The 19,617-nt window shown below is 65.9% G+C and carries 11 protein-coding genes; 4 read left to right on the top strand and 7 right to left on the bottom strand.

Annotated features, from left to right (window positions below):
• Nucleotides 1-212 precede the first annotated feature (212 nt).
• The 3 genes from ULB03_RS02130 to ULB03_RS02120 all read left to right on the top strand — a co-directional run bounded on the left by ULB03_RS02130 (nt 213) and on the right by ULB03_RS02120 (nt 5,582).
• A complete protein-coding gene (locus tag ULB03_RS02130) occupies nt 213-2,390 on the top strand; it encodes a multicopper oxidase family protein (protein WP_322481672.1) in 2,178 nt (725 codons plus the stop codon).
• A 446-nt stretch (nt 2,391-2,836) separates the two neighbouring features.
• Nucleotides 2,837-3,865: a sulfotransferase family protein gene (locus ULB03_RS02125; protein WP_322481671.1), complete on the top strand. Its 1,029-nt coding sequence runs from the start codon at nt 2,837-2,839 to the stop codon at nt 3,863-3,865.
• A gap of 28 nt (nt 3,866-3,893) precedes the next feature.
• The gene (locus tag ULB03_RS02120; RefSeq protein WP_322481670.1) at nt 3,894-5,582 is read left to right on the top strand and encodes a methyl-accepting chemotaxis protein; all 1,689 of its coding nucleotides are present in this window, start codon (nt 3,894-3,896) and stop codon (nt 5,580-5,582) included.
• Nucleotides 5,583-5,640: 58 nt separating this feature from the next.
• On the opposite strand, the gene ULB03_RS02115 is transcribed toward ULB03_RS02120, so the two are convergent.
• From ULB03_RS02115 to ULB03_RS02105, 3 genes are all read right to left on the bottom strand, one after another.
• Entirely contained in the window at nt 5,641-7,110 is a 1,470-nt protein-coding gene (locus ULB03_RS02115; protein ID WP_322481669.1) for an efflux transporter outer membrane subunit, read from the bottom strand.
• A 5-nt stretch (nt 7,111-7,115) separates the two neighbouring features.
• Entirely contained in the window at nt 7,116-8,324 is a 1,209-nt protein-coding gene (locus tag ULB03_RS02110; RefSeq protein WP_322481668.1) for an efflux RND transporter periplasmic adaptor subunit, read from the bottom strand.
• 79 nt (nt 8,325-8,403) lie between these two features.
• Nucleotides 8,404-11,613: an efflux RND transporter permease subunit gene (locus ULB03_RS02105; protein WP_322481667.1), complete on the bottom strand. Its 3,210-nt coding sequence runs from the start codon at nt 11,611-11,613 to the stop codon at nt 8,404-8,406.
• Nucleotides 11,614-12,371: 758 nt separating this feature from the next.
• Between ULB03_RS02105 and ULB03_RS02100 the strand changes: the two genes are divergently transcribed.
• Nucleotides 12,372-13,760, top strand: a complete 1,389-nt coding sequence (locus ULB03_RS02100) for a methyl-accepting chemotaxis protein (protein ID WP_322481666.1) — start codon at nt 12,372-12,374, stop codon at nt 13,758-13,760.
• 34 nt (nt 13,761-13,794) lie between these two features.
• On the opposite strand, the gene ULB03_RS02095 is transcribed toward ULB03_RS02100, so the two are convergent.
• From ULB03_RS02095 to ULB03_RS02080, 4 genes are all read right to left on the bottom strand, one after another.
• Nucleotides 13,795-15,189 (bottom strand): sensor histidine kinase, encoded by a 1,395-nt coding sequence (locus tag ULB03_RS02095; protein ID WP_322481665.1) that lies wholly within the window; start codon nt 15,187-15,189, stop codon nt 13,795-13,797.
• Entirely contained in the window at nt 15,176-15,877 is a 702-nt protein-coding gene (locus ULB03_RS02090) for a response regulator transcription factor (protein ID WP_322481664.1), read from the bottom strand. The genes ULB03_RS02095 and ULB03_RS02090 overlap by 14 nt, the downstream gene beginning before the upstream one ends.
• A 155-nt stretch (nt 15,878-16,032) precedes the next feature.
• Complete coding sequence (locus tag ULB03_RS02085; protein ID WP_322481663.1) at nt 16,033-18,909, bottom strand: glycoside hydrolase family 127 protein; 2,877 nt, start codon at nt 18,907-18,909, stop codon at nt 16,033-16,035.
• A gap of 231 nt (nt 18,910-19,140) precedes the next feature.
• The gene (locus tag ULB03_RS02080; RefSeq protein WP_322481662.1) at nt 19,141-19,569 is read right to left on the bottom strand and encodes a pseudoazurin; all 429 of its coding nucleotides are present in this window, start codon (nt 19,567-19,569) and stop codon (nt 19,141-19,143) included.
• Nucleotides 19,570-19,617 lie beyond the last annotated feature (48 nt).

The raw sequence follows: 19,617 nt of genomic DNA, 5'->3' as shown, positions 1-19,617 counted from the left end.
CTTTTCTGGTCGCGGAAAAACCCAGTGTAGCCCCAGGCCGGCCGTTGACGACAGCCTTTCCCACGGAACCATTAACAAACCGATTACATCTGCCGAGAGTATAAATTAGAATTATACTCGCTGAACGGGTGTAACGCCGCGTCGTATCTGCTAGATTGCCCCCAACAACTCAACCACAGGGCGGCCCAAGGCCGCGGAAAAAGGGGGTAAGCATGCATCGGCATTCGACGCGTGACGCGTCAATCAATTGGCGCTGGGCGGGGGGCGCGGCCCTAGGCCTGGCTTTAGCGGCGGCGACCGCGCAGCCCGCGGCGGCGCAAAGCACGTTCGCCAATCCGCCCGTCCTGCCGCAGACGGCGCCGGCGCAAGGATCGGCCACCGTGCCCGGCCTGCCCAAGGCGCCCTCGGCCCTCAGCTTGGCCACCACCGCGCAGCCCCATGCCGGTAAAGAGCGCGCCTACGATCTGCACATCAAATACACCGACGGCGCCATTTACGACCCGGGTGAACAGCGCTATCAGCGGCTGCACCTGCGCAGCTATGTCGGCACCGGGGTATCGCCCGGCACGCCCTACGTGGCCCCGGAAATCGATGTGACGCCCGGTGACACGGTGCGCATCACCCTGCACAACGATCTGCCGCCGGACCCGGACTGCACCAACGGCAGCAAGCCGGTGGACGAGCCGCACTGCTTCAACGGCACGAACCTGCATTCCCACGGCCTGTGGGTCAGCCCGGCCGGCAACAGCGACAACGTGCTGATTTCCATCAACCCGGGTGTCAGCTTCCAGTACGAATACAACATTCCGGCCGACCATCCGGCCGGCACCTTCTGGTACCACCCGCACCGCCACGGCTCCACCGCGCTGCAGGTGTCCAGCGGCATGGCCGGCGCCCTGATCATCCGGGGCGACCGCAAGCCCACGCCCCAGGTGAACGGCGACCTCGACACGCTGTTGGTGGGACCGGACGGCCAACCCTTCAAAGAACGCACCCTGGTGTTCCAGCAGATCCAGTATTACTGCCTGGATAACGGGCAGCCGACCTGGAACTGCCAGGCCAACCAGACGGGCATCATCGAAACGTACGGCCCTGTCCAGAATCCGCCCGGGAGCAGCTCCTCCACCAGTGACGAATTCGGTCCCGGCAGCTGGGCGAGTTCGGGACGGTGGACCAGCATCAACGGCGTGGTCATGCCAACCTTCACAGACGCCAAAGCGGGCACGGTGGAACGCTGGCGCCTGATTCATGCCGGCGTGCGTGAGACCATCAATGTGGAATTCCACAAGATGGTGGACACCACCGCCGCCACCGCGCGCCCGACCAAGGACGCCACCGGCAAGTTCATCGACACGGTATGCACCGGCCCCGCCGTGCCCTACCAGGTGGTGGCGGCCGACGGCCTGACCATGGGCAACACCCTGACCAACACCGACACCGTGCTACAGCCGGGATATCGCTATGACCTGCTGGTGGTGTTCCCCGAACCCGGCAACTACTGCATGACGCAAGGCGCCATGAGCTCCAGCGCCACGGTCAGCCGTTCGGAAACGCTGCGCAGCCTGCTGGGCGTGGTGACGGTGCGCGGTGGCACGGCAACCACCAACCCGACACAGACCCTGGTGAATACCTTGGTGGCATCCGCCCAGCGCACTATGCCTGCGGACGTCAAGGACAGCATCATCCACGACCTGACGGCCAAGGACGCCAAGGGCCAGCCCAACATCCTGCTGACCCGCTTCGTCCCTCACCCCACCATCACCGACGATGAGGTGAAGGGCGTGCCCATACAGGAAATGGTGTTCTACCTCGGGCCGGGTGTGCCGGACGATCCCAACAAGCAGCCCTACACCGGTCTGGACGCCACCAAGTTCACCGTCGGTAAAAGTTTCGAGATGGTGCAGTACGACGGCAAGAACTGGGTCCCCAAGGGTACCGCCCCCTACGACCCCAAGGAGATTGACCGGAAGCTGATATTGGGCACCGCCCAAGAGTGGCAGCTGCGCTCCTACAGCATCAGCCACCCCTTTCATATCCATGTGAACCCGTTCCAGATCGTCCACATCTATAATGAAAACGACCGGGATGTGAGTGAGCCGGGTGCCGTGGACGACGATGGTGATACCCAATTCGCCGGCCTTAAGGGCGCCTGGAAGGACACGCTGTGGGTCAAGACCAATCTCAGCGCCTTTGCTCCTCCGGGTTACAAGCCAGCCCCCGGCAAGCCGGTGCACTACTATCGCCTGATCGTCCGCACCCGGTATGAACGGTACATCGGCGAATTCGTCCTGCACTGCCACATCCTGGACCATGAGGACCAGGGCATGATGGAAAACGTACAGATTGGTATTAGCGACGGCGCTGGCGGCATGGCCCACGCCCATCACTGATCATCCTCAAGTATTCACGTTTGCTTCATCGCGGCCCAGCCCACCCGGCTGGGCCGCTTTTTTGTGCGCCCGAGTGGGATTGACGTCGCCATAGTTGAGTGATGCTCAACACGCTTTTGCCTTTTCCCGAGATGCGCCGGGAAACCACGCCGCGGCGGGGATCCGATGGGCGTTCCGAAGGGCCGGTGCATAGCTGATTTAGTTCAGGGAAATGGATAATAAATAGGGAAAATTTTAGTCAACTAAACCGGAAAACTACTTTTGAGGCGCCACGTAAACGCGTTCACGTAAATGTAATATAGACTTTGGTGGTAATGTTTGTGAATCTTTTCTTATTAATATTGTCTTAAGAGTTTCCACCCTATACCTTGGTGTAGGAAGGCAACCCCACCCATCCCCAAGGCACCCTGCAATAGGCCCAAGGAATTCTTGGGATAGGAAGACTCATGGTCGCATTCTACAAGAAAGTCATCGACCTGGCGGCGCTGGCCGAACTGGTCGAACAGGACGACCCGGCGTTGGATGGTATCTGCCTGTCATCCGATGGGCGGTATCAAACACGTGAATTTCCTTTTGCCGGATTGAACGATCAGGTGGCCGACCAGTTGCGGGCAGGCCTCCGCGATAGGGCGGAGCAGGATTTCCCCCAGTTGACCTGCGCCTGGGGCCGGGCGCGCGTGGGGTCCACCGCCTTGGCCAACCTGTTCGGCGTGGCCGGCCTGCCGTCCTATTACCAGCCGATCAAAGCCATCATGCGCCATGTGCTGGCCGCCGGAACGCCCAGCCCCTGGGTCGTCCCCCTGGCCGACCAGGCGCCCCACATTTTCTGCAAGGACGTGGCGGGGCCCTACCTGACGGCGGAATGCCTGTACGTTCCCCTGCGCATGCTGATCGAGGCGGGTTATCCCGCCAGCCGGCTGCACCTGGTGATGCTGGATCGCCAGCCGCTGCACGGCTTGGCCTCGTGGCTACGCAAATGGTCCCATCGCATGGGACGCGAACAGTTGCTGGAGAACTTCATCATCGCCTCGCTGAACGCCGTGCGGGTGGCGGCCTATGCCCGCCGCCAGGGCGTTCCCATCACCCACTATGTGTACGAGGCGACCCGCCAACCGGTGCCGGCGGCCAAGGCCTTGTTCGGCCGCGTGGGCCTGGGTGACCGCTTCACGCCCGAGATGGTGACCCATTGGCAGCGCATGGACAGCCTGGACGGCGCCGGATCCAGCGTCATCTTCCCCGATGAACCGGACGCCTATGCCGCACCCGGCCTGCACCACCAGGCGGGCGGGGTGGCCAGCTATGGCTATCAGGACCGGGACAGGGGTTCCGTCACCGACGCCGACCTGGATCTGCTGCACCGCTTTGGTGTGGAGGAGGTGTACCAGCGCCACGCCGAGGCCTGCGCCCGCGACCTGGACCTACCCCACGCCCTGTTTCGCGCGGACGGCAACCCGTGCGCCGTCGCCATCGCCTGACCCCCTTCGTCCGCGAAAGATCCCCCTCATGTTGAACAAGCTGAAGATTTCCCACCGGCTGGCGCTGTTCATGCCCATGCTGGTGCTGGCGCTGGCCCTGGCGGTCAGCTTCGCCCTGTCGACCCTGCGCACCACTCTGATGGACGACCGCAAGGAAGAGCTGAAGCAGATCCTGACGGTCACCCGCGGGATCGCGCAGAACTGGTACGACCGTGAACAGGCCGGCGAGATGACCCGCGCCCAGGCGCAGAAGGGCGCCCAGGACGACATCCGCAAGCTGCGCTTCGGCAATGGCGAATATGTCTACGTCAACCAGTACGATGGCGTGACCGTCGTCCACATCAAGCGGGAGTTCGAGGGCAAGAACCGCATGGACTTCAAGACCGCGGACGGCGTGGAAACCGTGCGCCTGGGCATCGAGGCCGCCAAGCAGGGCGGCGGTTCCTTCACCTATACCTACCCACGGCCCGGCAACAAGGGTGGCCCGGCCGAGAGCTTCCCCAAGATGACCTACAGCCTGGGCTTCGAGCCGTGGCAGTGGGCGTTGGGCGCCGGCATCTACATCGATGATGTGGACGCAATATATCATGATATATTGACTGATATGTTGCTGCTGACCGCCCTTGTGGTCATCGCCGGTGGGCTGGTGGCCTATCTGCTGGCGCGCAGCATCGCCAAGCCGTTGAAGCTGATCACCGAACGCATGGGCCAACTGGCCGATGGCGACCTGGGCGTCGACATCCCCCTGCTGAACGACAGGCATGAGATCGGGCGGCTGGCCCGCGCGCTGGAGGTGTTCAAGCGCAATGGCCTGCGCAATGCCGAACTGACCCAGGCGCAACAGGTCGAACAGCAGGAGAAGCTGCGCCGGCAGCAGGCGGTGGAGGCCTCGCTGGCCGACTTCCAGCAGCGCACGGCGCAGGTCCTGGACAACGTGGTCAACGCCTCGGAAGACGTGCGCAACCATTCCTCGGGCCTGGCCGACATGGCGACGCAGAGCCGCGGCATGGTGGAGATGGCCAACCACGCCTCGGCCGAAACCACGGGCAATGTGCAGATGATCGCCAGCGCCGCCGAGGAACTGGCCGCCGCCGTGGGCGAGGTCAACAGCCAGGTCACCCGCTCCACCGACATCGCCGAGCGCGCCGTGGCCCAGGCCGAGCGGACCGGCGTCACCATGCAGGGCCTGGCGGATGCCGCCCAGAGCATCGGCAACATCATCCAGGTGATCCAGGAGATCGCCAGCCAGACCAACCTGCTGGCGCTGAACGCCACCATCGAGGCCGCCCGGGCGGGCGAGGCCGGCAAGGGCTTCGCCGTCGTCGCCAGCGAGGTCAAGACGCTAGCCAGCCAGACCACCAAGGCCACGGACGAAATCCAGGGCTACATCACCGGCATCCAGCAGGAAACCGCCCGCGCGGTGGACGCCATCGGCACCATCGCCCATGTCGTGGGCGACATGCGGGCCATCGCCACCGCCATCGCCTCCGCCATGGAACAGCAGGGGGCGACCACCTCTGAAATCGCCCGTAACATCAACCAGGCCGCCGCCGGTACCCAGCAAGTGACCTCCAACATCGTGGGCGTCGCCGGGGCTGCCGAACAGACCAGCCAGTCGGCCAACGCCCTGCGCTCCGCCTCCGAAGCGCTGCGCCTGGACGCCGACACCCTGAACGCGGAGATCACCGGCTTCTTCGCCCGCCTGCGCGCGATCTGAACGTCGGTCACGGGGACGAAAAGGGCGGCGTCCCGGCGGGGGCGCCGCCCTTTTTCCTTTAGGGCGCCTTGGTCGCCTGCTCCGGCAAGCGCGTCGCCTCGTCATCCGACGGCAGCGCCTTCACGGTCCACCCGCCGCCCAGGGCGCGGATCAGGGCCACGTCGGCCTGCACCTGGCGGGTGTGCAGGTCCAGGCTGCTCTGCTGAGCCTCCAGCAGGGCCGTCTGCGCCGTCACCACCTCCAGATAGCTGTCGGCGCCATCGCGGTAGAGGTTCATGGCCATGTCCAGGGTGCGCTGGGCCGCCAGGGTGCCGGCATCCTCGTCCTTGGCGGCGGCCCCCAGCCAGCGGATGGCCGCCAGGTTGTCCTCCACCTCGCGGAAGGCGTTCAGCACCGTCTCACGGTACTTGGCGGACGCCTCGTCATGCTGGGCCACCGCCTTGGCCAGGCCGGCATCCAGCCGCCCCCCGTCGAACAGCGGCAGGGTAACGCCCGGCCCCACCGACCAGAAGGCCATGGGCAGCTTGAGCAGGTTGAAGCCCGTGTCCTGGAAACCGCCCGACGCCTGCAAGGACAGGTCCGGGTAGTAGGCGGCGCGGGCCACGCCGATGCCCGCGTTGGCGGCCAGCACATCACGCTCCGCCGCCGCCACATCGGGCCGGCGCTGCAACAGCGTGGACGGCAGGCCGGTGGGCACCGCCGGTAAGGTTGGCGTCCAGCGCGTGGGCGCCAATGAGAACTGGGCCGGGGCCGCGCCCACCAGGGCGGCGATGGCATGTTCCATCTGCGCCCGTTGCGAGGCCACCTGCGAAACCTGGGACCGGGCGCTGTCCAGCTGCGTTTCCGCGCGCGACACGTCCACGCCGGCGACGATGTTGCCCTGGAACATGGTCTGGGTCAGGCTGAGCTGCTTCTCATAGGCCGTCACCGTATCGGCCAGGATGTGCGCCCGTTCGTCCAGACCACGCAGGGCGAAGTAGTCGCTGGCCAGTTCCGCCTGCAGGCCCAGCCGGACCGAGGCCAGGTCGGCGGCGCTGGCCTGGGCGGCCGCCCGGCCAGCCGCCACCTGGTTGCGCACCTTGCCCCACAGGTCGATCTCATAGGAAGCGGAGGCGCCGACGGTGTTGGAGCCATAGACGTCCCGCTGGCCGGCGCCGCGCAGCGGCCTGTCCTTGGACTGGCGGTTGTTGCTCAGGCTGGCGTTCCCGTCCACGCGCGGCAGCAGGCCGGCGGAGACGGCGGCGGCATCCGCGCGGGACTCGTCATACCGGGCCAGCGCCACCGCCAGGGTGGGATTGGCCGCCTCTATCCTGTCCTCAAGGCCGTTCAGCACCGGGTCGTTGAAGGCGGTCCACCAGGGGCCGCGCATCGCCTGGTCCGCTGGCTGGGCTGGCTGCCATGGGGCGCCGCCCGCCTCCTTGAACGCCGGCGGCAGGTCGAGGTGGGGCGGCTGGTAATCCGGCGCCAGGTTACAGGCCGACAGCGCCAGCAGGGCACCGCCGGCCAAAAGGATTTTGCCGAGAGACATGGCTGTTACCGATCCGCCTTGGGCGCGGCGGGGGCCGCCGCATCCGCCATCTTGTCCGTCACCCCACCCGCCCCGGCCAGACGCACCGGGTCGCCCGACGCCAGCGTCTCGGGCGGGTTGTCGATCACCTTGTCCGCCGGCGTCAGGCCGGCCACGATCTCCACGCTGTCGCCCATGTCGCGACCGATGGTGACCGTCTTCAGCAGGGCCTTGCCATCGGGTCCGACGACGGCCACCTCGGCCCCCTTGTCGCTGGGGATCAGGGTCGTCGCCGGCACCTTCACCATGTCAGGGCTGCTGGGCACCTGGAAATGCACCTCGGCGAAGGTGCCGGGGGTCAGCACGCCGTCCGGATTGTCGGCCTGCAATTCCACCAGCATGGTGCGCGACGCCTGACTGACGGCGTTGGCCGTCGTCACCAGCGTGGCGTCGAAATGCCGGCCCGGATATTGCGGCAGGTCGAAGGTGGCCTTGACGCCCGGGGTCAGCAGGCTGGCGAAGGCCTGCGGGATCTGGACGTAGAGGCGCATGCTGTGCAGGTCCGACACCTGGAACAGTTCCTGCCCAGTCCCGCCGCCGGCGTTGATCAGGGCGCCGACGTCGGTGGTGCGCGCGGTGACCACCCCATCGAAGGGCGCCACGATGCGCTTGAACGCCGTCAGCGCCTCCAGCCGGCGGACGTTGGCGGCAGCGCTTTCCACCGCCGCGCGCTTGGCCGCGCTGTCACCCACCTTCTCGTCCGCCGCCTGCTGCGACACCGACTGCGACGCCACCAGCGCCGCCCAGCGCTTGGCCGTCAGGTCGGCCAGGCGGGCGGTCGCCTCGGCCTTGGCCAGGTCAGCCTTGGCTTGTTCCAGCTGCTGGTCCAGATCCGGGGTGTCAATGGTGCCCAGCAGGTCGCCCGCCTTCACCTTGGCGCCAATGTCCTTGTCCCAGCTTTTCAGATAGCCGCTGACCCGGGCGTAGATCGGCGCCTGGGTATAAGCCTGCAGGGTGCCCGGCAGGGTCAGCGCCTGCTGCGCCGCCCCCCGGCTGACGGGCGCCAGCGCCACGGTGGGAATGGCCTGGTCAGCGTTCCACTGGACCAGCTCGCGCGTCGCCCGGGCGCGGTCGGTCAGGCCAACGGCAACGATGGCGCCGGCGGCAAGCAGGGCCATCCCGCCCAACAGGGCCAGGCGGCGGGGATTGGGGGTGGTGATCTGGGCGGTGGACATTGTCGGGTCGCTCCTATCCGGGACGGCGGCTGCGGCTTAGGGGAAGATCGGGTCGAAAGGACGAAATAAGGGCGCTGGCTCAGACGGGGGCCGGATTGGCGTGTCCCCCTTGGGCATGTCCCCCTGGGGCATGGGCGCGTTCGTGGTCGCGGGCATGCACCAGGCTGAACAGCGCCGGCACCAGGAACAGCGTGGCCAGGGTGGCGAAGACCAGGCCGCCGATGACGGCGCGTCCCAGCGGGGAGTTCTGCCCCGGTTCGATGGCCATGGGCGCCATACCGATGACCATGGCCAGGGCCGTCATCAGGACGGGGCGGAAGCGGGTGTGCCCCGCCTCCATCGCCGCGGTCAGGGCGTCAACGCCGGCGGCCAGCCGTTCCCGGGCGAAGCTGATGACCAGGATGCTGTTGGCCGTGGCGACACCCATGCACATAATGGCGCCGGTCAAGGCCGGCACCGACAAGGTGGTGCCGGTGCCGAACAGCATCCAGACGATGCCAGCCAAGGCGCTGGGCAGGGCCATGACGATGACGAAGGGATCCATCCAGGACTGGAAGTTCACGACGATCAGCAGGTAGATCAGCACGATGGCGAAGGCCAGGCCGACGAACAGCTGGTGATAGGCGCTGGTCATGGTGGTGACCTGGCCCTGGATGTCGACGTGGCTGCCGCGCGGCAACTCCCCCGCCATGCTGTCGATGGCCTTCTGCACGTCGCTGGCGATGGCCCCCAGGTCACGATCCTTGGGCGTGGCGTAGATGTCGATGGTCGGGCGAACGTTGTAATGGGTCACCACGGCGTCCTGCCGGCCCCGGCTGATCTGCGCCAAGCCGCCGAGCAGCTGGCTGGCGCGGCCGGCGCTGGCCGGCGTCACCGGCAGGGTCTGCAGCCCGGCCATGGTGTCGATGTCCCGCTGGGGCGTCTGGATGGACACAGGGTAGGAGATGCCGTTCTTGTGGTTCAGCCAGAAGGTCGGCGCCGTCTGAGTGCTACCGGCCAGGGTATCCAGCATGGTGGTGGCGGCGTCCTTCTCGGTCAGCCCCACCAGGCCGGCCAGCGACCTGTTGACCGCCACCTTCAGCGACGGCAGCTGGAAGGCCTGTTCGACGCGGGCGTCGGCCACGCCGGGAATGCGGGCGATCTTGGCCAGCAGTTTGTTGGTGTAGGCGCGGTTGGCCTCCAGATCGTTGCCGACGACCTTCACATCCAGCGGGGCCGGCAAGCCGAAGTTCAGCACCTGGGTGGTGATGTCCGCCGGCAGGAAGGCGAAGGTGGTGCCGGGGAACAGCCGCGGCAGGTCATGGCGCAGGGTATCGACATAGCTGTCGGTCGGCGCATGGTCTTTCTTCAGCGCGATCAGGATGTCCGCATCCTCCACGCCGATGGTGCCGCTGTTGCCATAGGCCATGTTGATGCCGCTGACCGGCAGGCCGATGTTGTCCACCGTCCCGGCCAGATCCTTGGGCGGGATGACATGGCGGATAGCATCACCCACACGGTCGCACAGGCGGCTCATTTCCTCGATGCGCAGGCCGGTGCGGCCCCGCACGTGGATCTTGATCTGCCCGCCGTCGATCGCGGGGAAGAAGTTCTGCCCCAGGAAGGGCGCCAGGCCGAAGGAGCCCAGCGAGACCACCAGGAAGCCGCCGATCAGCCAGCGACGGTTCTGCAGGCCCAAGAGCAGCAGCCCCTGGTACGTCGACCGCACCGCCTCGAACCCGCGTTCGAACATCCGCTGGAACTTGACGAAGGGATTGCGCGTCGGGGCGCCGTGAAGGTCGGTGTGCAGGCCATGGCCGGCATGGGTCTGGTTGCGCAGCAGGTAGTTGGCCAGGGTCGGCACCAGGGTGCGCGACAGCACGTAGGAGGCCATCAGCGCGAACACCACCGCCTCCGCCATGGGGCGGAACAGGAAGCCGGCCACGCCCCCCAGGCCGAACATGGGCACGAAGGCGATGCAGATGCACAGCAGGGACACGGTGGCCGGCACCACGATCTGCTTGGCGCCGTCCAGGATGGCGGTTTCGATGGGCTTGCCGTGTTCCAGGTGCCAGTTGATGTTCTCGATGGTCACCGTGGCATCGTCCACCAGGATGCCCACGGCCAGCGCCAGGCCACCCAGGGTCATGACGTTGATGGTCTCCCCCAGCACGGACAGGGTGGTGATGGAGGCCAGGATGGCCAGCGGAATGGACACGGTGATGATGAGGGTGGACCGCCAGCTGCCCAGGAACAGCAGGATCAGCAGGCCGGTCAGGCCGGCGGCGATGACACCCTCGCGGATCACGCCGCTGACGGCGTCCTTCACGAAGATGGACTGGTCGCCGATGGGGGTCAGGGTGACGCCGTCGGGCAGCGTCTTTTCCACGTCGGGCAGGCGCTGGTAGACGCCGGCGATGATGTCGAGGGTGGAGGCGGAGCCGGCCTTCAGCACCGACATCAGCACCGCCTTCTTGCCATCCACATGCACAACGTTGGTCTGGGGCGGGCTGCCATCGTGGACATTGGCGACATCCCGCATATAGACGACGGTCCCGTTCACCGTCTTGATCGGCAAGTCATTGAAGGTGCTGATATTCACCGGGGAGTCATTCAGATCCACAGGGTATTCCAGCTTGCCGATCTTCTGCGTGCCGGCCGGGGTGATCAGGTTCTGCACCGACAGGGCGGCGGCCACGTCGGTGGCGGACAGGCCGTAGGCGTGCAGGGCCTGCTGGTTCAGGTCGATCTGCACCTGGCGGACCTTGCCGCCATAGACCGAGGGCAGCACGGCGCCCGGCACGGTTACCAACTGAGGCCGGATGGAGTTCTGGGCGATATCGTTCAGCCGCGTTTCCGACAGATGGTCGCTGGACAGCGCCAATTGCAGGATGGGGACGCTGGCGGCGTTGAAGGTCAAGATCTGCGGTGGGTTGATGCCCGGCGGCATCTGCTTCAGCACCGTCTGCGAAACGGCCACGACCTGCGCCTGGGCGGCGTTGATGTTGACGTTGGGCTGGAAGAAGACCTTCACCACCCCGAAGCCCTGCATCGACTGGGATTCGATGTGCTCGACATCGTTCACGGTGGAGGTGAGCGACCGCTCGTAATAACCGATGATGCGCCCCGCCATGTCGTCAGGCTGCAGGCCATTATAGGTCCACACCACGGCGATGACGGGGATGCCGATGTTGGGGAAAATGTCGGTGGGCGTCTTCACCGCCGACGACACGCCGAAGATGAGGATCAGGATGGCCATCACGATGAAGGTGTAGGGCCGCCGCAGGGCGATCTTGACGATTTCGATCATGACGGCGCCCCCGCGCTCAAACGGGAGTGGTCGGCGCGGGGCCGGCGGCGGTCATTCAGGATGTGGTGCGACACGTCTCGTGATCCCTCGAGAACGGGTTCGGAAAACCCAACACCCTGGGAAATAGGGGACGTTCCGACGAATTGGGATTAAATAATTTTTTTGGTTGCAGTGCGAAATGACACAGAAGCCGACGCCCCTTCGCAGGCTAAAATGACGATCCGACCAGATCGCCCCGCGATGGCGGGTACGGGCGAAGGTAGAGCCGCCCCACAGAGGCAAGCAACCTTCAGTAGATCATGAACGCTGATCCTGGAATTTCGTCGACCGGATAAATTGGTTAAGGATAGAGCGCCCCTACCCCCAAGGAGACGCGGCTGGAGCATAACCATAGTGCAAAAGACGCCCTTTTCGCCACGATAGTATCCTGCCTATTTTGGTACTGATCTACGTTCCAGTTCACGGTGGCGACTTTGATGTCCAATCTTAAGATTCCTGTACGCCTTTTCGGCGCGTTTGGAATACTAATAGTCCTGATCATCGCCTTGATCACTATATCCGTACTCCGTTTTGAGAGTATCAAGGGGCAATATGAAACGGCCCACCGTCGATCAGAGGCAGTCATCGGACTGAAGAACGCCTATCTTAATGTCCGCCAAGGACGCGTTATGACTTGGAGCTACGTGGCGACGGGTGACGAGTCTTATCTCGCCAAACGCGACAAAGCCTTTGGGGATGCGATATCGGATATCGATGCCGTGAGCCGAAAAATCCGGACCGACGAGGGCAAAAAGCTGACCCAAGCCTTCGCGGACACCGTGACCACGTTTGCTGCGGATGCGAAATCCTTTAACGCCCTGCGGGCGCGCGGCGTCGCCGCCAATTCAGATGAGTTCCACGCGGCAGTAAAGACGATCGATGACTCGGCCAAGCGCTATGCCGATGCCAACGACGCCGTCTCTCATTACTTCGAGAACCTGAATTCCCAGAACGCCCAGGCAGTGAAGGACGTGATCGACCAGGCCATCACCCTGTCGATCACCGCCGGCACGGCTGGAATTGTCGTTGGGTTGTTCATGGCGTGGCTGATCGGGCGTGGAATCGTCAACCCCATCCGCGGCTTGCAGGCGGCGATGGACCGGCTTGCCCGGAACGACACCGCCATCGACATTCCGGGAACCGAGCGGAAGGACGAGATCGGCGGGATGGCGCAGGCGGTCGGCGTGTTCAAGAACAACGCCCTCGACAACGCCCGCCTGCGGGCGGAGCAGGAGGCGCAACGCGCGCAGGCGGCGGAAGACCAGAAGCGGGCGATGAACCGCATGGCCGATGATTTCGAGGCCAAGGTGATGGGCATGGTCCAGACCGTCTCCACCTCCTCCGCGGCGCTGAAGGAGGCGTCGTTGACCATGGCGTCAGCGGCGGAGCAATCCTCCAACCAGGCCGTCACCGTGGCGACCGCGTCCACGCAGACATCGGCCAATGTGCAGACCGTCGCCACCGCCACGGAGGAACTGTCCTCCTCCATCAAGGAAATCGCCCGGCAGGTGACGCAGTCCGCCGCCATCGCCGGCGAGGCGTTCGACAAAGCCACCGCCACCAACGCCCTGGTGCAGAACCTGACGGGCGCCGCGGAGCGGATCGGCGGCGTGGTCAGGTTGATCGACGATATCGCCAGCCAGACCAATCTTCTGGCGCTCAACGCCACCATCGAGGCCGCCCGCGCCGGCGAGGCGGGCAAGGGCTTCGCCGTCGTCGCCAGCGAAGTGAAGATGCTGGCCGACCAGACGGCGAAGGCCACCGGTGAAATCGGCCAACAAATCACGTCCATGCAGGAGGAAACCCGCAGCACCGTGACGGCCATCAGGGACATTTCCCTGATCATCGAGCAGATCAGGGGCATTTCCACCGCCATCTCCTCCGCCGTGGAGGAGCAGGGCGCCGCCACGATGGAGATCGCCCGCAACGTCCAGCAGGCGGCCCAGGGCACCCATCAGGTCAGCGACGCCATCGCCGGCGTCACCGAAAGCTCCACCACCACGGGCACGATGGCGCAACAGGTGCTGACCTCGGCCGGGGAGCTATCGGACAACTCGGAAAATCTGCGCCAGGAGGTGCAGGTCTTCCTGACCTCCGTGCGGGCGTAAGCCCGAGACGGGGCGGCGGCGCGCGCCGGTTTCCTCAATCGCCCTGCGCTTGGGACGTCCCGCAAGCCAGGGCGATGACGGCACCGGTCTCGCCGCCGCCGATCACAAGGCGAAACCCATGCAGGGTGGCGATGGCCTGCACCAGCGACAGGCCCAAGCCGTTGCCCTGGACATGGCGGCTCTTGTCCAGGCGATACAGGCGGCGGACGACGGCCGTGCGCTCCGCCACCGGGATGCCGGGTCCGGTGTCCGACACCTCCAGCACCGGGACCGGCCCGGCCCCCTGCCCGCCCCCCTGCGTGGTCGCTATATAGGTGCGGATGACGATCCGGCCGCCCTCGGGCGTGAACTTCACGGCGTTGTCCAGAAGGTTGGCCGCCGCCTCGATCAGCAGGTCCCGGTCCCCCACCACGAACAGGGGCCCGGCCTCTTCCCGCTCCAGGGCCACGCCCTTGGCCTCGGCCAGGGGTTCGTAAAGGTCGAAGGCCTCCATCGCCACCTCCGTCAGGTCCACGGTGCTGAACCCGGCCTGACGGCGGCTATCCTCCAGCTCCGCGATGCGCAGCAGGGCGGTGATCATGGCGAAGGCCTTGTCCAGGTCGGCCAGCGCCGCCTCGGCCCCCCGCCGCAGCTCACCGGGACTGGGGGACGCCAGGCCCCGTTCCAGCTTGGCGCGCATGACTGACAGCGGGGTGCGCAGGTCATGGGCGATGTTGTCGCCCACCGCCCGTATCTCATCCAGCAGATGGACGATGCGGTCCAGCATCTGGTTCACGCGGGCCGACAGCTGGTCCAGCGCGTCGCGATTGCCGGACAGGGGCAATCGTTCGCGCAAATCGCCGCCCATGATGCGGGCGATGGTCTGCTGCACGGTTTCCACCCGCCGGCGGGCCCGCGCCCCCACCAGGATGCCGGAGGCCAGCACCAGGGCCACAGCTGGCAGCAGGCCCATGATCAGCGTCTGGGCCACGACCCGTTGCAAGGCCAGCAGTTCATCCATGGCCCGGCCCAGCACCACCACACCACCGTCCGGCCGCCGGGCCGCCGCCACGATGGCGGGCTGGGGCTGATCGGTGTTGTTGGTCTGGATATCCAGGCGATGACCGCTGTCGTCTATGGGCAAATCAGGCGGCAAGGCGTCCAGGTTGCCGTAGCGTAGCTTGCCATCGGCATCGAACCAGGCGGCCACGGTGACCCGGTGATAGTCCGCCATGATGCGGACCTGCAGTTGGTACAGCAGCACGTCATCGCGCGTCTGCGCCGCCAGCGCCGCCTCCTGCACCAGATCGCGGCGCATGCGCCGGGTTTCGACCTCGCTGGTCTGCCAGTAGATGAAACCGAAGATGAGCAGCATGCCCACCGACAGCGCGGTGGCGAAGCCGAGCGCCAGGCGGAACGGACCGGCGCGGAAGAGATCAATCCGCGGCACGGAGCATGAACCCGGCGCCACGGACACGATGGATCATGGGCAGCTCCCCGACATCATCAATCTTGTGGCGCAACTTGCCCATATGCACGTCGACCACGTTGGTCTGCGGCACGAAGCGATAATGCCAAACGTCGGTCAACAGCATGGCCGGCGTGACCACCTGGTCCGGCCGGCGCATCAGGTATTCCAAAAGCTTGAATTCCCGGGGCAGCAGCGGCACCTCCCGGTCCCCCCGGCGCACGGTGCGGTTCAGCAGGTCCATCTCCAGCGAGCCCACGCGCAGGGTGGTGGCGCGGGTATCCGGTGGACGGCGGCGCAGGGCTTCGACGCGGGCCACCAGTTCCGCCACGGCGAACGGCTTGGTCAGGTAATCGTCGCCACCGGCATTCAGGCCCCGTACCCGGTCATCGACCGAGCCCAGGGCGCTCAACACCAGGATGGGCGTGGCGATGCCCTCGTCCCGCAAGTCCTGCACCAGGTCCAACCCGTCCATGCCGCCGGGCAGCATGCGGTCGACGATGATCACCGCCACGCCGCGGTCGGCGCGCAGCACGTCCAGCGCGGCAGCGGCGGTGACGGAATGGCTGACGGAATAACCGCGGGCCTCCAGGCTGGTCACAATCTCCCGCGCCATGTCGGGCTCATCTTCAACCAGATGGAGGTGGGCAATGGTGTCGGAGGACGGCATGGGGCACAGGTTCCAGGAAGTTCCTCCCCTTAATCTAGTGCCTTCCCGTCCGGTTGGGAATTTGGACAGGGGTGATTTTTGGGGGTGGCGACCTTACGCCCCGCGCAAGGCCGCCCCATCCCCGCCATCACGCCCCTGCCGTCACACCCCCGTTGTCACGCCCGGGAAATCCACACCTGCGAATGCCGGGCCCGACCGAAGTCCTCATCCCCCGGCGCGCCGGTGTCGGCGATCACCTGCCCTTGCGCGCCCAGCGCGTAATTGACGCCGGAATTGGTGCCGCCGACAGCATCGGCCCGCACCGGCAGACGGTTCATGCGGGCATAGTTGGGAATGGCCAACATGGGGGTGCCATCCTGCCAGCGGCCCTTGATGGCGACCACGCCGCCCAAGAGATCCGGCCGCCATTCGGCCGTGAGCGGTGCCGCCGACAGCGGCGCGTCGATGGTGGGCTGGTCCGCCTTCTCCACGTTGTAGACCAGCGGGCCATAGCGCAGGGCGACCTTGCCCCGCGTGGCCTCCACCTTGTCATCGCCGGTCACGCGCTGCACCGCCAGGGGCAGGACGAAATCCACACGGTCGCCCGCCATCCACTCCCGTTCCACCACCGCGTAGCCTTTCTCCAGGCGATAGGGGACCGAGCTACCGTTCACCGTCAGGCTGACCAGGCCGCGCACCGGCGGGACAGCGGTATATAGCGCGCTGGTGGCGCGGTCGGGCACGCGGATGCGCACGGCGAAGACGGTCGCCTGGGCCGGGTTGACGGTCAGGGACACCGCCCCCTCCCACGGGTAATTGGTCTTCTGCACCATCTCCACCGCCGTGCCGGCGACATCGCCCACGTTCACCCGGCTGCCGATGAAGAGGTTCACGTTCACCCCCGCCTTGTCCTTGGCATAGGCCCAGGTCGGAACCATCAGCAGGGTGCGCGGGATGTTGCCGACGCAGCACGGGCAGACGTGCCAGGCCGTGCGCTCGGTATCCACCAGGGGATTGGTGTAACAGAAGGTCTTGCCGTCCAGCGCCGTGGAGCCCAGCAGGGCGTTGTACATCGTCTCCTCATAGAGATCGGCGTACTTGGCGTCGTGATAGGCCAGGTTCAGCTTGTACTGGAAAAAAATCAGGCCGCAGCTGGAGCAGGATTCGCAATAGGCGTCGTTGCGTAGGGCATAGTTCTCGCCAAAGCCTTCCGCCGTATCGCCGCTGCCCACGCCGCCGGTGACGTAATATTTTTTGTTCACCATGTTGTCCCACAGGGACAGCACGGCGCTCTGGTAGTCGATGTCGCGGGTCTCGGCCGCGATGTCCGCCATGCCGGAGTAGAAGTAGACGGCGCGGACGGCATGGCCCACCGCCTCATACTGCCGGCCCGGCGGCAGGTGGCTCTGGTCGTATTCCGACCCGCCCCGCCGGCTGTCCAGCAGGAAGCGCGCCAGCCGGATGTAGGCGTCGCCGTGGCCCCGCCCCTCCATGTCGTTGACGAAGCGGCCGAAGCGCACCAGCGCCTGCTCCATCTCCTGGTGGCCGTCGAACCACTCCTTCTTGCCTGGGCCGATGTTGGCCACCCAGCAATCCGCCAGCTTCTTGGCGGCGTTGTACAGGCGCAGATCCTTGCCGCCGGTCAGGGTGTGGTGGTTGATGGCGGATTCGATGAAATACCCGGCGACATAGCCCTCATGGTTGCCGCGCTGCTCCGGTGACCAGCGCGCCGGCCATTTGGCCCGGTCGGCCAGGGTATAGGCGGTCTGGAGATAGCCATCGGGCTCCTGCGCCGCCAGGATGATGGGAATCCATTCCTCCAGCTTGCGGCGCATCAGGTCATGGGCGGCGATGATCTCCGGGTCGCCCTGCGGGTCGACCATCAGGGCGATGCACATGGATTCCACCGTCTGGTGCACCCAGGCGTTGGAAAAGACATAGCCCTTGTGAACGCCATGCGGCTCCCCGCGCAGGGCCTTGCCCGCCTCGATGAAATTGTCCAGGCCCCCCTGCCCGATCTTCAGGTCTGTGCGCTCGCAATAGTCGATGCAATGGGGGATCCAGGTGGTGATCAGCGCCTTGGCCCGCGCCGACCACAGGGGGCTGTCGATGGCATAGGGCGTGGTGTAGACGACATCCAGCCGCTCCTCCGGCGGCGGCGTCTCGGCCCGGACCTTCAGGGCGGACTGGGCCGACTTGCCGTCCGCTTTGGCGCTCAGTTGCAGCACATACTCGCCGGGGACGGAGAAGCGCGCGGTGGTGTCGACGCGGGTGGCATCGGCGAAGCTGACAGCGCCGGGCCCACTGACCTTGTGCCACAGGGCTGCGGCGGCTGGAGCGCTATCGAGCGTGCGCACCTTGCCGCCCAGATAGGTTTGACCGCCCAGCACGACGGCGCGGTCCGGGCCGGCGGTGACCAGCGGCGGAAACACCGGCACGGCGCCATGACTCCATACCCGCCATTGCAGCACACCGACGGAAGCCTTGGCCGCCGGGTCGATATCCAGGCGCAGCCGCGTGGTGGTGACGGGGTCGAAGGTGGTGCGGTTGTGGGTGTCTGCCACCAGGCCCAGCCCCTGCGCGTTGCGCACCGGCACGAAGCGCTTGCCGTCCCAGGCCGACACCCGCCAGCCCGTGGGCAAGGCCCCCTTCCACCCACCCAGCCACCAATAGACATCCACCGCGTCGGTGCGAACCGGCACGTCCCAGCGATACTCCACCCACGCCGGACCGGACTCCGGCTCCGTAGCGAAGGCGCTTTCCGTCTCATCCTTGGAATTGGTGGGGGTGGCGTTGGTGTTGATGGCCGCCAGCCGGGTGCCGCTGGATCGATTGGACCAGCTGGTACGGGCCATGACCGCCAAATTGGCGGGCGCCGACGGATTGGCCGCCAACGCCGCACGGCTGGCCAGCCCGGCCGCCAGGGACGCGCTACCTGTCGCGGCCAGGAAGCGCCGCCGATCGACCGCGCCCGGGGGCAGCTGGCCCTCATCAAGGGGGTTGGCCTGCGGGCCGGTCGCGGAAACCGTGGCGTGATCCCGTGTACTGGTCATGGTGTTCTTTCCCTTTGGCCGTCCGGTCCACCCGCTGGTCACCAGCGGCGGCTCGCGCCTCCCTGCCATAGTATTATCATATGACTATTGATCGAGAGGGGTCAACCCAGGGCACACCCGAAGAACGCACGTCCTTGACGCGCGCCCGCGGAGGAGAGGCGGAAGGAAGTCCCTCTTCCGCCTCTCTCCTGCGTTTCCAATATCTTACTTGGGCTTTTCGGGGCCAGAGCCTTATTTGGCCGCAGCCAGCAACTTCTCAAACGCGGCCTTGGCCTTGCCGGTCTGCGGCACCGCCTTGGCGGCGTCGAGGTTGGTGGGGGTGCCCACCACGACCACACCGACCATGCCCATGCCGTAATGAGGCTTGCAACGATACCCGTACACACCCGGCTTGTCGAAGGTGACCGTGATGGTTTCACTGGGCTTGCCGGTGAAGGGCTGGGCGCCATCAGGCAGCATTCCGGGGATGCTTTCCACATTGTGTCCCGCATCAACGGACTGGAAGGTCACCTTGTCGCCCGGCGCGACCTTCACCAGCGCCGGCTCGAACACGAACATGCCATCGGCACCCTTGTTCAGCATCTTGACGACATGCTCGGCACCGAAGGCCGGGCCCGCCAAGGTCATCAGGGCCACCAGCGCCAGAGGAAGGGAACGCATCTATACTCTCCATCATGAGATAAGGCGGAACCGGATCCATTACCCGGC

The sequence above is a fragment of the Nitrospirillum goiasense genome (genome assembly GCF_034427435.1).
Lineage (GTDB): Bacteria > Pseudomonadota > Alphaproteobacteria > Azospirillales > Azospirillaceae > Nitrospirillum.
The sequence above is the reverse complement of the archived record's forward strand: the minus strand, read 5'-3'. Positions and strand labels throughout refer to the sequence as shown.